Annotated in this window: 12 protein-coding genes and 1 tRNA gene; 7 read left to right on the top strand and 6 right to left on the bottom strand. The window is 39.4% G+C overall.

What is annotated here, in order from left to right; genetic code table 11:
• The first annotated feature begins 3 nt into the window (after positions 1 to 3).
• Together QQK05_RS13415 and QQK05_RS13410 are read left to right on the top strand one after the other, a co-directional pair.
• Complete coding sequence (locus tag QQK05_RS13415) at positions 4 to 711, top strand: HDOD domain-containing protein (protein ID WP_284299793.1); 708 nt, start codon at positions 4 to 6, stop codon at positions 709 to 711.
• Between the two features lie 63 nt (positions 712 to 774).
• Positions 775 to 1452 carry an SOS response-associated peptidase family protein gene (locus tag QQK05_RS13410; protein WP_284299453.1) on the top strand — a complete coding sequence of 226 codons (678 nt, stop codon included), beginning with the start codon at positions 775 to 777 and terminating at the stop codon, positions 1450 to 1452.
• 7 nt (positions 1453 to 1459) lie between these two features.
• On the opposite strand, the gene QQK05_RS13405 is transcribed toward QQK05_RS13410, so the two are convergent.
• From QQK05_RS13405 to QQK05_RS13395, 3 genes are all read right to left on the bottom strand, one after another.
• Positions 1460 to 1536, bottom strand: a tRNA-Pro gene (locus QQK05_RS13405).
• A gap of 77 nt (positions 1537 to 1613) precedes the next feature.
• Entirely contained in the window at positions 1614 to 3302 is a 1689-nt protein-coding gene (locus QQK05_RS13400; RefSeq protein ID WP_284299451.1) for a DUF3413 domain-containing protein, read from the bottom strand.
• A gap of 12 nt (positions 3303 to 3314) precedes the next feature.
• Positions 3315 to 3530, bottom strand: coding sequence for a YejL family protein (locus tag QQK05_RS13395; RefSeq protein ID WP_284299449.1), 216 nt, complete (start codon positions 3528 to 3530; stop codon positions 3315 to 3317).
• Positions 3531 to 3604: 74 nt separating this feature from the next.
• On the opposite strand from QQK05_RS13395, the gene yejK reads away from it, so the two are divergent.
• The 5 genes from yejK (at position 3605) to QQK05_RS13370 (ending at position 9215) form a co-directional block, all read left to right on the top strand.
• Positions 3605 to 4657 (top strand): nucleoid-associated protein YejK, encoded by a 1053-nt coding sequence (gene yejK / locus QQK05_RS13390; RefSeq protein WP_284299447.1) that lies wholly within the window; start codon positions 3605 to 3607, stop codon positions 4655 to 4657.
• 67 nt (positions 4658 to 4724) lie between these two features.
• On the top strand, positions 4725 to 5756 hold the full coding sequence (gene pyrC, locus QQK05_RS13385) for a dihydroorotase (RefSeq protein WP_284299444.1): 1032 nt from the start codon (positions 4725 to 4727) through the stop codon (positions 5754 to 5756).
• An 8-nt stretch (positions 5757 to 5764) separates the two neighbouring features.
• On the top strand, positions 5765 to 6646 hold the full coding sequence (locus QQK05_RS13380) for a 6-carboxytetrahydropterin synthase (RefSeq protein ID WP_284299442.1): 882 nt from the start codon (positions 5765 to 5767) through the stop codon (positions 6644 to 6646).
• Positions 6639 to 7472 carry a M23 family metallopeptidase gene (locus QQK05_RS13375; protein WP_284299440.1) on the top strand — a complete coding sequence of 278 codons (834 nt, stop codon included), beginning with the start codon at positions 6639 to 6641 and terminating at the stop codon, positions 7470 to 7472. Before QQK05_RS13380 ends, QQK05_RS13375 begins: the two co-directional genes overlap by 8 nt.
• A 495-nt stretch (positions 7473 to 7967) precedes the next feature.
• Positions 7968 to 9215, top strand: a complete 1248-nt coding sequence (locus QQK05_RS13370; protein WP_284299438.1) for a tyrosine-type recombinase/integrase — start codon at positions 7968 to 7970, stop codon at positions 9213 to 9215.
• Between the two features lie 24 nt (positions 9216 to 9239).
• Here QQK05_RS13370 and QQK05_RS13365 read toward each other — a convergent pair whose 3' ends face one another.
• Genes QQK05_RS13365 through nirB form a run of 3 tightly spaced genes read right to left on the bottom strand, consistent with a single transcriptional unit; the run spans position 9240 to position 14870 of the window.
• Positions 9240 to 11957, bottom strand: a complete 2718-nt coding sequence (locus QQK05_RS13365; RefSeq protein ID WP_284299436.1) for a nitrate reductase — start codon at positions 11955 to 11957, stop codon at positions 9240 to 9242.
• An 8-nt stretch (positions 11958 to 11965) separates the two neighbouring features.
• Positions 11966 to 12316 carry a nitrite reductase small subunit NirD gene (gene nirD / locus QQK05_RS13360; protein ID WP_407704893.1) on the bottom strand — a complete coding sequence of 117 codons (351 nt, stop codon included), beginning with the start codon at positions 12314 to 12316 and terminating at the stop codon, positions 11966 to 11968.
• A 7-nt stretch (positions 12317 to 12323) separates the two neighbouring features.
• Positions 12324 to 14870: a nitrite reductase large subunit NirB gene (nirB, locus tag QQK05_RS13355; RefSeq protein ID WP_284299432.1), complete on the bottom strand. Its 2547-nt coding sequence runs from the start codon at positions 14868 to 14870 to the stop codon at positions 12324 to 12326.
• Positions 14871 to 14977: the final 107 nt, after the last annotated feature.

The following is a 14977-nucleotide window of genomic DNA, read 5'->3' as shown; positions in this document are numbered from 1 at the left end:
TTAATTGCGAGTGATGTTGGTTTGAGTGCCACTATTCTCAAAATTATTAATTCGCCATTCTATGGAATGAGCCGACGTATTTCGGAAATAAAGCAAGCCGTCATGATGCTGGGGATCAACACGATTAATGCGTTGGTAACGTCGACACTATTAAAACAGTCTTATAAAGGGGCATACTGCATTTCAATGGAGCGATTTTGGGATGATGCACAAGACCTGGCAAATGCAATGACGTTCATTGGCAATAACATTAAAAATGAACTCCCAATTGATATGCTATATACAGTCGGACTGTTCGAAGATTGTGGTATTCCATTACTCGCAGGAAAGTATGACGACTACAAAAATTTGTTGATTAAAGCTAATGAAGAAAACACCAATTCAATAGCCCTTGAAGAGGCTGCTTATCGAACAAACCATGCAATTCTTGGGTATTTTATCGCTACCTCTTGGCACCTTCCTAAGGATATCTGTCAAATAATCCTTCAACATCATGATGTTAATGGTCTATACCATGCGGGCGACCACAAAACACAATTAGCGTTTGCTGCACTTAAGGCCGCGGAAAATATGGTAGAAGTTGCAAAACGGTATAAATTGTCTGCTGACTGGCCTACGTTTGAGGCGCCGGTTCTTGATGTACTGGGTCTGTCCGAAGATGATTACGGCGATATTTTGGATGAATACTCAGAAATGTATTCTTCAATATGAACATTGAATTTCATGCGTTAATATACAGCCATTCATATTTTCTTAGTTTCAAGTGTTAATGCTATGTGCGGTAGGTTAAATACATACGCTAGGTCGGTTTCAAAGGCATCTCAAGAGCTCAATGTGTTAAACCCACATGAGCAAATCTTTAAACGCTTTATCAAAGCAACAGACGACGTATCTATTATTGTTGAAGCAAATCAGCAGCGATATCTGGACAATGCGATATGGTGGTTACTGCTTGATAAGCAAGACCAAAAGATGGTGCCATCTAAATACACTTCTTTTAATACTCGCTACGACAAACTCAATGTGCCGCGCGCTGCGGGATACCAGGCATTTAGAAAAAACAGATGTTTAATCCCAGTAAAAGGGTTTGGTGAAACAGAGTTCGTTAATAAGAAACCAATTCATTATGTCGACTTCACAGTTGAGGAAGGGGAATACATTTGCCTAGGTGGTTTATATAAACAGTGGCAGTACGATGACAAACTCATCACATCTTGCTCAGTTATTACATTACCGCCACATCAAAAGCTGGCACATATTCACAGTAAAGCATCACCGTTGATTGTTCCGAAGCATCGATATAACGATTGGTTAAACCCCTCAAAGCAGGATGTTGATGAATTCTCTGATTTGTTAACACCAAACTTACCTACTAAATTATATGCTCAGAAAGTTGATAAGCCGTCAACATACAAGGCTGTTGGTGATATTGAGGTTATTCAAGCAGATTAAGATGAAGTGGTCGGGATAGCAGGACTTGAACCTGCGACCTCACGTCCCCCAGACGCACGCGCTACCAGACTGCGCTATATCCCGATAAATAAAATGCCAAACCATATTAACGGTTTGGCATTCAAAATCAATACAGATGCTTTATTTTAGGAATCAACTGGTTATTCGTTGTTCGATTGGCCAAATTGTTTGCTTTTGCTGACCGAAAATTGATTAATGTAATGTATGCCATCGATCAATAATGGAAAATCCTTATCATCCATAATCGGTTGACCAAGGCGCTGTGAAAACGTTTGGAAGTTTGAGTTTTGATCGACAAAAACTGATCTGTCTTTGTCAAACACCATAATTCCTTGTTCATTTGTATTAGCCAATACGCGATTGGTTTTTATCGATGGTAATGAATGACCAACGCTGTACTTGCTTTCCTCTAAGTCACACATTAGCCACTCATTCATCAACGTCGGCACAATATCCATATGATTGGTGCGCTGACTAACATCTGCACGTTTTATATTTGGTGTAATCAATAACGCAGGTTTCATTGAAAGACTATCTGACAACGAGTCGTTACCAATACGAGAGACATAAACTATATCATTTTGACGGTTTTGCTTTTGTGCCAGAAGTAGCGCGTCGACAAACACTTGATACTGATAGTTGTCTTCCTGATCGAAATAAATCACGTGAAGACCTTTTTCTACCTGTTTAAAGTGATTGGCAGATATAAATGGCGCTATATCCGAAATACTTTCAACTGAATCCGCAGATTGAACTAGCCAACTTGGTAACTCATTATTACCATCACCAACGTAAGTCAAACTCGTTTTCAGGCCATTGCTGCCAATGACTTGCAAGAGTATTGGTTTTACATTTTGTTCAAGAACATTTTGTTGATAAATCGTTGGCAAACTATAAAACAAATTGAACCATGCATCCTCTGTTTTCGCACTATCTGTATGGCGAAGTAATTTAGTGGTTTGCTGGTGAGTTCGTTGACTAAATTGGTTTATATTTTTCTGAGTTAAGGCATTTTTTGTTAGCAAAATAAATACACGGTCTGTCGTTGCAGGAGCCTCACACACACCAGAAAAATTAGGATATTGCTTGATTTCATTAGACAATTTTAGTGGGTCAGTGCGACGTTCTAAATACGCATTTTTATCAAACATACCATATTTGGTTAGCAATGTTTTAGCGGTTAAAGGGTAGGATAGCGGTAAGACATTATCTTGACGTAAAATATCGTATTCAAGATTCGCATCTGCCCAAATATGGGTGATGTGGCTGAAGAAAAACAACCCAACAAACGAGTGTACAAAATACTTCGCAAATTTAGTTTTTTGTAGCTGTTCTAAATGTTTCCATGCATAGTTGGAAATAACCAATTGAACACTGAGCGCTAAAAGACATAAGACTACAGCCGTAAACCAAAAGGCTCGACTATTTGCCTGAATTTGAGAATTAATAACGGCTAATATTTGGTCACTTGATGAGCTGTTAATGTGATAGCCAAGTTGACTGTATATATAGCCGTCAAGTACCAAGAGCATGATGTAAATTGTAAATACAATTGATGCACTGGCACGAATGAATCGAGTATATGGCAATAATAAGGTGATCGGGAATACAATGAGTACAAACGCTAAAAAGGTAATAAACGCCATATGGCTAAACCAATTAGCGAATAAGTACACTTGACCAAGCAAAGATTCAGGTAATGGCTCGCTTACGATATATATCACAGAGCACATAATTGCTATCGCAATATTAAAAAACGTGAACCAATGGCTCCAACTAATTAACTTTAATAGTTTTTTACTGTAGTCCTTTGATACAATTGTTGCCATAGATACTTCTTATTATGATTTAATTGATTGTTTAAGTGCATTCGCAAAGTTTTGAGTTATTTGAGCTCGTTGGCCTTCAGGCACTTGATTTAAAATAACTTCAGTCACAGCATTACCTAAACACATAAGTGCTAGATCAGCTGTAGCAGACTCGTCTGCCAACACTTTCATTAAATCATCGATAATTTTTTCTACACGTTCGTTAGAATACTTAGATACAATAGGCATAATTTGGTTTTAGATAAAAAGTTTAATAACCGATAGTTTAACAAAACAGATAACGATATAACACCAGACAATTTATGAGTTTACTAATAAAAAATATTGCTTTGCATTTTATTTCAAAGCTAGACGAAAGCTCAGAGGCGAATTTACAATTCGGTCCTGAAAACATCGAAGTTACTGAAAAACTTAACAGTTTTGTAGATGTTTTACACCATTTATATAACGGAAAAGGCTCTAAAGCCTATGCGAAGTTTAATTCGATGCCTGCAGAAGGCGATAAATTAGGCTTTGATGAGTTATTAGGTCGCTACTTAGATGACGAAGAAACCTTCAGCCAGTTTGCCGTAGACGCAGCAGAACGTTTAAAACAAGAACTAGATAAATATGAGTTAGTTGAGTCAGGCTATTTAGTTATCTGTCACTATGAATTTATGGGCGGGCGCTACCTATTCACTGCGATCATCCCTGTCACTGAGCATTATAGTGTCGATGGTGAACTAAATATTTCTGCAGATAAGCATTTAGATACTGCTAAGTTACAATTAGCCGCTCGGATCGATCTCTTTGATTATTTACAAAATGCACAAAATAAATCGTATATCTCTTTCATAAAAGGGCGGGCAGGTAGAAAAGTTGCAGACTTCTTTTTAGAGTACCTTCATTGTGAAGAAGGGGTGGACGCTAAAGAGCAAAGTTTAACACTTGTTCAAGCTGTCGAGGATTACGTTTCAACGAATCAACTCAATGCAGAAGAAAAACAAAATGCGCGTAAAGAGCTGCTAAGCTACTGTAAAGAGCAGAAAGAGTCGGGGCAGGAGGTTTCGATTAAAGCACTTGGTGAAGTGTTACCAAGTGAAAGTGAAGAGACTGACTTTTACAAATTCTGTCAAGACCAAGCTTACCCACTTGAAGAGAACTTTCCACATGATCAAGCCGTTATCAATAAAGTGACAAAGTATTCTGGTTACGGTAACGGAATCAGCGTTAGTTTTGAACGTAGCCACTTTGGTCAAGACGTTGTCTATAATAAAGCAGCAGACACATTAACCATTCATAAAGTGCCACCTAATCTTAAGGCGCAGTTGCTTGCACTTTTAGAGGAAAATACCGGTAGCGAAGATAGTTTTTAGTAACGCGTTACCAAGTAAAGTTTAATTTATTCAATAAGATACCAAGAATTACTTATAGGAAGACCAGATGACAACATTAACAATTACTAGACCTGACGATTGGCATATTCATTTACGCGATGGTGAAGTTTTAGTTGATACGGTGAAAGACGTTAGCCGTTATTTTGGTCGTGCAATTGTAATGCCTAACCTCGTACCACCAGTTGTGAATGCAGAAATGGCAAAAGGTTATTACGACCGTATACAGGCACAAAACCACAGTGAGAATTTTACACCATTAATGGTGCTATACCTTACTGACCAAACAACACCACAAGATATTATCGACGCGAAAGAGTCTGGTATCGTATACGCAGCGAAATTGTACCCAGCAGGTGCAACAACAAACTCGTCTTCAGGCGTAACGGATATCAATAATATTGACGCCGTCGTTGCACAAATGCAGGCTTGTGAAATGCCACTATTGATTCATGGTGAAGTCACAGATAATCATATTGATATCTTTGATCGCGAAAAGGTGTTTATTGATACCATTTTGTCACCACTCGTGGCTAAGTATCCAGAGTTGAAAGTTGTACTAGAGCACATCACAACTAAAGATGCCGTAGAGTTTGTAAAATCAGCGGGTAGCAATGTTGCGGCAACAATCACGGCACATCATCTACTATTCAATAGAAATCACATGTTGGTTGGTGGGATTCGTCCTCATTATTTCTGTTTACCAATATTAAAACGTAATATTCACCAACAAGCGCTTATTGAGGCGGCAACATCTGGAAGTGATAAATTCTTCCTGGGTACAGATTCTGCTCCTCATCCTAAACACGCGAAAGAATCTTCTTGTGGTTGTGCTGGTGCATATACCGCCCACGCGGCCATTGAGCTTTACGCAGAAGTGTTTGATGTTGAAGGGAAGTTAGAAAACCTTGAAGGCTTTGCAAGCCTTAATGGTCCTAAGTTCTACAATTTGCCAGTAAATACCGACACGATAACGTTGGAAAAGGGCGATTGGGATGTTCCAAATACTTTGAGTTTTGGTGGCGATGTTGTTGTACCTATTCGTGCAGGTGAACAAATTCAATGGCAAGTAAAAGCCTAAGGAAAGCTATGCAACTTTTTGTTAAAGACCTAACTGTCATCGATTTTTCATACTTATGTGAACAACGTGGAATTGTTGGCGAAAGCTGGATTGTTGATGTGTTATTAGATGGTGCGCTCAACGAAATGAGTATGGTCTTAGACTTCGGCATCGTTAAAAAGCAAATTAAAGCGATTATCGATGATGCTGTTGATCATAAATTGCTGTTACCGATGCAATCTTCAAAACTCTCAGTGTCTAACTCTACTTATCACCAGGCACATGAGTTTGTTGATTTTGAAAGTGATAATGGCAGTTATTATATTCAATCGCCTGAGCAAGCGTTTGCCAAAATAGACACGGCTACGATTGATATCGAATCTGTTACGTCCCATATAACGTCGATCATCAAACAAAGCTTGCCGGAAAATGTTGAAGGTTTGCATATTACGTTGCGCCCAGAAGATATTAAAGACGAGCTATATCATTATACGCACGGTTTAAAGAAGCATGACGGTAACTGTCAAAGAATTGCTCACGGGCATCGTTCGACGATCGAAATATACGAAAACGATGAACGTAGTACCGAATTAGAACAACTCTGGTGTGAACGCTGGAGAGACATTTACATTGCAAGTGAAGATGATGCTATTTCACATGAAAATGTCGAGTTGTCTGAACACGCTAAGTCTAAACTCAATGAAGAGTTTGATACATTTGCTTACGATGCGCCTCAAGGTCGATTTGATATAGCAGTAGAAAGGCAGCGTATCGATGTTGTAGATTGTGATTCAACTGTAGAGCTTTTAGCTGACTTTATTGCACGTCAATTGAAAAAGTTACGTCCTTATACGGACATCAAAGTTGTTGCGTTTGAAGGTGTTGGTAAAGGAGCTATTGCAAGTGCGTAATATTGCGAAATCTTTTGGAGTTTCATTATGCCTCAGTGCAGTCGCGTTTGTTAGCGTACCTGCATTTGCCCAACTTGAGCTAGTTGGTGAAGTTACTCAAGGTTCCTTAATCGTTGGGAAAACAAAGCCTGGCAGTACCGTCACGATTGATAAGAAAGTTATTCCATTATCAAAAAATGGTGATTTTGCATTTGGTTTTGGCCGAGATGACAAAGAACCCGTTGCCGTAAACGTAACCTATCCAAGCGGTGAAACCGTTAGTAAGACGCTAACACCATCGGTAAGAGAATATAAAATTCAACGGGTTGAAGGTATCGCTAAAAAGATAATGAACCCCAACCCCAAGAATGTTGAACGAGCACGTAAAGATAGTGCGCAAGTCAAGCAGGCAAGGGCAATTAGCTCCGAGTTAACGGCATTCGCAGGTGGTTTTATTGCACCAATTGACGGTATTGTTACTGGCGTGTATGGCAGTCAGCGTTTTTACAATGGCGTTCCCAAAACACCACATTACGGGATAGATTATGCGGGTAATACGGGTGATCCAGTAAAAGCACCTGCTGATGGTACGATAACCATGTGGGTACCAGATATGTTTTATTCTGGAGGAACGATGATTATCGATCATGGCCAAGGAATTTCATCAACATTTTTGCATCTAAGTGGAAGCCATGTAAACGTTGGTGACAAAGTGAAGCAAGGACAAGTTGTTGCAAAAGTTGGGTCAACGGGTCGCTCAACGGGTCCACATTTAGATTGGCGAATAAATTGGCACAATGTACGATTAGATCCTGCGTTGGCTTTAAAACTAACACCGATTAAATAAATATTAGGTCAATATCGAAAAAGGCAGTCATTAAACCATCGACTGCCTTTTTTGTTTCATTAAACAAATCATTGTTGTTTACTTTGAACGCAATTCATCTTCTGCCAATTGGTTATGGGAATTGCCTTTGCAAACACAATCCAAATAGATGGTAAAAAAATTAAGAACTCTGTTGTTTAATTTTATTCATAAGTATTTGAAAGCCTTATTTATAAAGGGATAAAGGTAGATTTTATGTTAAATTTGTCGTGCGCTACGTGAAATCTGAAAAGAATTGTGTGTGATTGGGCACTAGAATTTAAAAAATGAGGGTATTTTTTTGGTTGTTTTTCGAGATTTGGTTAATCAAAGACTATGAGATAAATTAGATGGCTTTAGGGGATATCACATATACCTTTTATTTCCGATATTTGTGAATATCGGAAATATTGAAATAGTCCGTTTTATCAAGTAATATCCTACTAAATCAATAATAATCCAAATTAGCTTGTTTTTATGTCTGCACAGATTCCTGCACCTAAACCGTTTATCGACAACCTTGAATATATTGGAAATCCATTTAAATCCATCGATGTTAAATTAAATGACCCGATCACAAAAATTAAAAATGTAGAAACGGATTTAGAATTCTGTTTGAAGTTTGTGTATAGCTACAATGGTTCTAAAGCAACGTTTAATAGTTATCGCCGTGAAATTGAACGTCTTATTCAATGGGCTTGGCTTGTTGAGCAACGTTCAATTACAACTTTTGTTCGTTCTGATATTGAAGCCTATATTGAGTTTTGCAAATCACCACCAAAACATTGGATCGGTACTAAGAATGTCGCAAGGTTTAAATCTAAAGCTGGCCTGCGCATTGTTAATACAGCTTGGCGCCCGTTTGTTGTTAGCGTCTCCAAGTCTGAGTTTAAAGCCGGTAAAGAAGCTGATGTTTCTGGATATGAACTTTCTCAAGCGGCCGTTAAAGCGATGTTTACCGCCTTGTCGTCGTTCTTTGAATTTCTCGTGCAAGAAGGAATTTGCGAACATAACCCAGTCGCGTTAATTCGCCAAAAAAGTAAGTTTATTCAAAAAGAATCTCGTGCAGAAATTCGTCGAATTAGTAATTTACAGTGGGAATATGTCATTGAAACTGCTGAAATTTTAGCTAATGAAAACCCTGATGAACACGAACGTACATTATTTATTATGAACTGTTTATATGCCATGTATTTGCGAGTTTCCGAGCTTGTTGCTGATGAACGTTCTATGCCTATGATGCAGGATTTCCGTAAAGATCATGATAACAATTGGTGGTTTCATGTATTGGGTAAAGGTAATAAAAACAGAATAATAACGGTCAGTGATGAAATGTTACTCGCCTTAAAGCGTTATCGAGCCTCACGTAAGCTCCCTGCTCTGCCAATTCCGGGTGAATATGAACCCTTGGTAACAAGTTTTAAAGGTAAAGGACCGATAAGATCAACGCGACAAATACGTAATGTCGTACAGTATTGCTTTAATCAAGCTTTTGAGCGAATGAAAAACCATGGATTAGCGGACGATGCTAATGAATTGCAAGCGGCGACTGTTCACTGGTTACGTCATACGGGAATCTCTGAAGACGTAAAACATCGCCCAAGAGAACATGTAAGGGATGATGCCGGCCATGCCTCAATGGCAACCACTGACCGTTACATAGATTCCGATTTACGTGAACGTCACCAATCCGGTAAACGTAAAAAGCTAAAGGATATTAGTTAGTTAATGACTTAGCCGATGCTAAATTTACGTAAGCTCTACAACATCTAGTAATGATTCAATTGGCTGTTCACGACTAGAAAATCTATTCACATATTGTTCTAACTCAGGTTTGCAGGAACCGCACTTGGTTCCGCAGCTGAGTTTTTCGCTTAGCTGATTAACACTGTTACAACCTTTATTAATTGCGTCAACGATCGTTTTTTCTCTCACATTAAAACAACTACAAACCGTTTTACCTTGTAAAAACTCATCACTTGGCTGACCAATAAGTAAAGATTGAATGTCAGAAAAATCAACCTTATCTAATGAGAACATATGATCTAACCACGCCATATTTAATGGTTGTGACTGACTGGTTTTAACGTAATAGCATGTTAATTTGTCATTTAATGTGCACAGGAATATTTCTTTATCATCACTTTTAAAACTATACCAAATGCCAACAATGGCTTGCTTTAAAACGTCAATTTGTCGGTTATCATCTTCAAAACAAGCGGCTTTATAACCAACAAATCCATTTCCTTGTACCTTATGCCAGTAATCGACCGGTGTATTAACTGAGGTTCTAGCATATACCTGCACATACTTTTCGAAGTTCAACTTTTCAATGTTTACCTGGGTTTGTTTTAGTTGAGGCTGACCTGAAACTGGGTCTATTATCGTTGGATATAACGAGGCTATGTTTGCGTTAGAAGCAAACTGTCGATTCCAGTGAATTGGAACAAACAACTCCCCTACTTTCTGATTGACATCGATCTTTACAGGCAAATGAACTTGGCCAAATTTGTTCGTTAGTTCGATTATTTGGTCGTTTTTAAGTCGATTTAGTTTTGCATCGGTAAGACTTACTGACACATACGGTTGGTCTTGGGTGGTAAATAACTTATGTGTTGCGCCTGTTCGTGTCATCGTGTGCCATTGGTCACGAATCCTGCCACTATTAAGCAGATATACGCTCTGATCCTGTTTAGGAAGCTCTGCCAGTTTTGGTGTTATCGGTATAAAATTCGCTTTTCTTGTTGGCGTAGAAAAGCAAAGGTCACTTAAGATGTTCTGGCAACCGTTAGGGTACTTGTCATTAATGGGCCATTGTATTGGCTGTAACGCGTCATATTGCTCTGTAGTAATGTTTGCTAACCCGGAAATATCAAACTTACGTTCACTTTGATTTGCCATACCCGATAACGCAGCAAATTCTGCAAAAATTTCACTTGGGTGTTGGTAATCAAAGCCATCAAACCCCATTTTTTTGGCAACATCACAAATTAATTGCCAGTCATGTTTTGCATCACCGTCTGGCTTTACTATGCCACGCTGACGTGAAATACGCCTTTCAGAGTTGGTCACCGTGCCATTTTTTTCGAGCCAGCCAGTCGCTGGTAGTTTTACGTTTGCATAGCTCAATGTATCAGTGTTTGCAGCACAGTCGGACACAACAACGAGTGGACATTGCGATAATGCCTGTTGAATTTGCTGATGATCAGGCAAACTTACTACTGGATTAGTCGCCATTATCCAAACAGCTTTAATTTTTCCAGTCTTCATTTCCTTGAAAAGGTCAGTGGCATTGAGGCCTGATTTTGTTGCGATCGTAGGAGATTGCCAAAATTCCTGCACTAAGCGTTGGTGCTGGGGATTGTCGATATCCAAATGTGATGCTAATTGGTTAGCTAGTCCTCCTACTTCACGGCCACCCATCGCATTTGGTTGGCCTGTGATTGAAAATGGACCTGCACCAAGTTTACCTATTTTACCAGTCGCTAAATGGCAATTGATGATGCTATTGCACTTGTCGACGCCAGTATTAGATTGATTAATACCCATGGAATAGAACGTAACGACTTTATCTGAAGTGGCAAACAACTGATATACCTGCTCTAATGTCGATTCAGGTACACCACAAAACGTGCTTACTTCTTTTACTGTCCACGGTTTTACGGCTTTTGCAGCTTCAATAAAATGATTCGTATGCTGCTCAATAAATGATTCATCCAAACTATCCGTCTCAACGAGGTACCTCAATAATCCGTTGAAAAAACCACCATCACTAGACGGAGTTATTGGAAGGTGAATATCAGCTAGCTCACTTGTGGCGGTTTTTCTAGGGTCTAAGCATATAACTTTTAGCTCAGGGTTAATTTCTCTCGCTCGTTCAAGTCTTTGGAATAGCACGGGGTGAGTCCAAGCCATGTTGGAGCCGGTAATTATCAACAAATCACAATGTTCAATGTCTTGATAACTACAAGGAACAATATCTTCACCAAAGGCTCTTTTATATGCAGCTACAGCACTACTCATACAGAGCCTTGAGTTTGTATCAATATTGCCGCTACCTATGTAACCTTTCATTAACTTGTTGGCGACGTAATAGTCTTCCGTAAGTAATTGACCAGAAACATAAAATGCAACGGCGTCAGGTCCATGTTCTTTAATAATCTTTTGGAACTGAGTTGCTACGTAATCGGTTGCTTCCTCTGTTGAAACAAGTGTTGAGTCAATCGAAGCTTGAGTTAATTTCTGGTTATTATCTAAGGTGTTGAGTAAGTTACTACCCTTTACGCATAAGCGGCCAAAATTTGCGGGATGCGATTGGCAACCATTAAGTTTATCAACGACTAAACCTTTGGTATTAGGTGTTATACCTATATCAACACCACAGCCCACACCACAGTATGCACAAGTTGTTGATACAGTTTTGGCATTTGGTCGCACTACTTGATTAACAGCAATCTCAACACTCATAACTAACCTTAGGCAAATAACTCAACAAAACCATCTTGCACGCGCACTTGATAAACCGGCACATTAATGGCTTCTTCTTGTAAACATTGACCACTAACCAGCGAAAAATGCTGCTTATATAGTGGAGATGAAACTACCGGTTGATCGCCAATCGAACCAACAATCCCTCTATAAAGTACATTTGCTTTGCCAATCGGGTCAAAGTTACCGATTGCGTAGATGTTTTCCTGCTCTTTTTTAACCTTAAAAATAGCGACTTGTTGTTCGGTATCATTTGCCGTCAATAAGGCACAAACACCTGCATTATCAAAAAGGTCTTGTGTCGCGCAAATACGTTGCCATTGCTGTTGACTCATAATTTTTCACCTAAATTGTTTCTATCGTTTTAACAGGGATTTTTTCTTCGTTACGTGCTGGTCGAATTTGCTCGCGCTCATTAACAAAAACAATGTTGTCGTCAGATTTATCTGAATTAACATAGTGTTTGAATCGTTTGAGTTTTTCCGGGTTCTCTATGGTCGTTTTCCATTCACATTGATACGTGCCAACAACGTGCGCCATTTGAGATTCGAGCTCTTGGTTAATACCTAAATGATCATCAATCACAACTTGTTTAAGATAATCTAAACCTCCTTCAAGGTTTTCTAACCAAACTGATGTGCGTTGTAATCGGTCAGCCGTTGCCACGTAGAACATCAAAATTCGATCAATGTATTTAATTAATGTGACGTCATCCAAGTCTGTTGCAAACAGGTCAGCGTGGCGAGGTTTCATGCCGCCATTACCGCATACATAAAGATTCCATCCTTTATCAGTGGCAATCACACCGATATCTTTACTCTGAGCTTCCGCACATTCGCGAGTACAGCCGGAAACCGCCATTTTAATTTTGTGAGGCGATCGTAACCCTTTGTATCGATTCTCAACCAATAGTGCCATTGACACACTATCTTGGACGCCATAACGACACCAAGTTGAACCAACACAAGATTTTACTGTGCGTAAAGACTTGCCGTAGGCGTGTCCAGTTTCTAATCCTGCATCGATAAGTTCCGCCCATATATCTGGTAATTGCTCTACACGGGCACCAAATAAGTCAATACGTTGGCCACCAGTAATCTTAGTGTAAAGATTATATTTCTTAGCAACTTCACCTATCGTAATTAACTTTTCTGGAGTGATCTCCCCTCCTGGAATTCTTGGAACCACTGAATACGTACCGTCTTTTTGCATATTAGCGAGGAACAAATCATTAGTATCTTGGAGCGGCAAGTGAGAATCTTCTAGAACATAATCATTCCAAACTGACGCTAAAATTGAACCTGCCGTTGGTTTACAAATTTCGCAGCCTAAACCTTTACCATGTCTGGCAAGTAGCTCATCAAACGTCTTAATTTTTTCTGCTTTAATAATGTGATAAAGCTCAGTTCTTGAATAAGCGAAATGCTCACAAAGATCGGTATTTACTTCAACGCCTCGAGCAGCAAGTTCATTGTCCGTTACGGTTTTGACAAGTGCGGCACAGCCGCCACAACCCGTGCTTGCTTTTGTGCATTGTTTGATTTGATTAACATCACAAGCACCTTGCTCTACGGCTGTTACAATGTCGCCTTTAGAAACATTGTGACAAGAACAAATAATAGCGCTATCTGGTAAAGCGTCAGCGCCCAGCGCAGGTTTTTCACCTGCAGAAGGTAGAATCAACGACTCCGGTGCTTCAGGCAGGTCAATGCCATTTAACATATATTGTAAAAGCGTGTCGTACTCTGAGGTATCCCCTACTAATACTGCGCCTAGTAGCTTAGTTTTGTCTTCACTGACAACTATTTTCTTATATACGCCTTCTGGTTGATTTTCAAAGGTGTAAGATTGTGACATCGGTGTTTTACCGTGTGCGTCACCAATCGAGCCTACATCAACTCCCATCAATTTCAACTTAGTGCTCATGTCTGCGCCTGTAAACGCTTCATCGCCACCAAGTAGGTGTGTTGCTGTGACTTTCGCCATTTGATAGCCTGGCGCAACTAACCCAAAGATAAAATTGTTCCACAGAGCACATTCGCCAATAGCATAAATATTTTCATCTGAGGTTAAGCACTGATTATTGATGACAATGCCGCCACGCTCACCCATTTCAAGGTCTGCAACCTTTGCTAGTTCATCATGTGGACGAATACCTGCGGAAAATAGAATAAGGTCTGTATCTAATTCGGTACCGTCACTGAAGTTCAGTTTATAACGAGCTTTATCTGATTTAGTAATTTCTGTGGTTGCTTTCTGGGTGTGGACTTTTACGCCGAGTTCTTCAATTTTATCTTTTAAAACGTTACCACCACCTTGGTCAACTTGAACAGCCATTAACTGTGGTGCGAACTCAACAACATGTGTTTCTAAGCCTAATTGTTTTAAGGCATTCGCTGCTTCTAGACCCAGCAAACCACCACCAATTACGACACCAGTTTTGCTAACGCTTGCGCTCGCTTGAATAGCTTCGAGATCTTCTATAGTTCGGTAAACCAAACAGTGTTCCTGGTCGTTTCCTTTGATAGGTGGAACAAATGGGTAAGAGCCTGTAGCTAAAACTAGTTTGTCATATGCGATAGTTTCACCTGACGCTAGCTCAACCGTTTGTTCAGATTTATTGATATCAACGACTCGAGCATTGGTCATAACATCAACAGACCAATCATCATATTGGGCTTGTGTGGTTAGCGCCAAATCATCTGCTGTTTTGCCTGAGAAATACTCAGATAAATGCACACGGTCATATGCTAAACGAGGTTCTGCAGACAAAACGGTAATTTTATAATCACTTGATTTTTCTGCATTTTCTTGTTGCTGAACAAGTTGTTCGACAAAGTGATGTCCTACCATGCCGTTACCAACGACAAGTATGTGCTTTAAAGAAGACATGTTTTACCCTTTATTTGACGATATTAATAATGCTGATCTGTTTTTAATTATTATTATGGTTTTTATTAAAATGGGCGCACTGGCATGCGCCCATTTAACTTTTTCAT

Origin of the sequence: Thalassotalea loyana, assembly GCF_030161435.1 — a bacterium.
Classification (GTDB): domain Bacteria; phylum Pseudomonadota; class Gammaproteobacteria; order Enterobacterales; family Alteromonadaceae; genus Thalassotalea_G; species Thalassotalea_G loyana.
This window is presented reverse-complemented; position numbering and strand designations above follow the sequence as displayed.

Excerpts from the sequence above, each read along its gene's own strand:
- QQK05_RS13400 (WP_284299451.1), bottom strand. The coding sequence starts at position 3,302 with ATGGCAACAATTGTATCAAAGGACTACAGTAAAAAACTATTAAAGTTA.
- QQK05_RS13365 (WP_284299436.1), bottom strand. The coding sequence starts at position 11,957 with ATGAGTGTTGAGATTGCTGTTAATCAAGTAGTGCGACCAAATGCCAAA.
- QQK05_RS13380 (WP_284299442.1), top strand. The coding sequence starts at position 5,765 with ATGCAACTTTTTGTTAAAGACCTAACTGTCATCGATTTTTCATACTTA.
- QQK05_RS13370 (WP_284299438.1), top strand. The coding sequence starts at position 7,968 with ATGTCTGCACAGATTCCTGCACCTAAACCGTTTATCGACAACCTTGAA.
- QQK05_RS13395 (WP_284299449.1), bottom strand. The coding sequence starts at position 3,530 with ATGCCTATTGTATCTAAGTATTCTAACGAACGTGTAGAAAAAATTATC.
- pyrC (WP_284299444.1), top strand. The coding sequence starts at position 4,725 with ATGACAACATTAACAATTACTAGACCTGACGATTGGCATATTCATTTA.
- nirB (WP_284299432.1), bottom strand. The coding sequence starts at position 14,870 with ATGTCTTCTTTAAAGCACATACTTGTCGTTGGTAACGGCATGGTAGGA.
- QQK05_RS13410 (WP_284299453.1), top strand. The coding sequence starts at position 775 with ATGTGCGGTAGGTTAAATACATACGCTAGGTCGGTTTCAAAGGCATCT.
- yejK (WP_284299447.1), top strand. The coding sequence starts at position 3,605 with ATGAGTTTACTAATAAAAAATATTGCTTTGCATTTTATTTCAAAGCTA.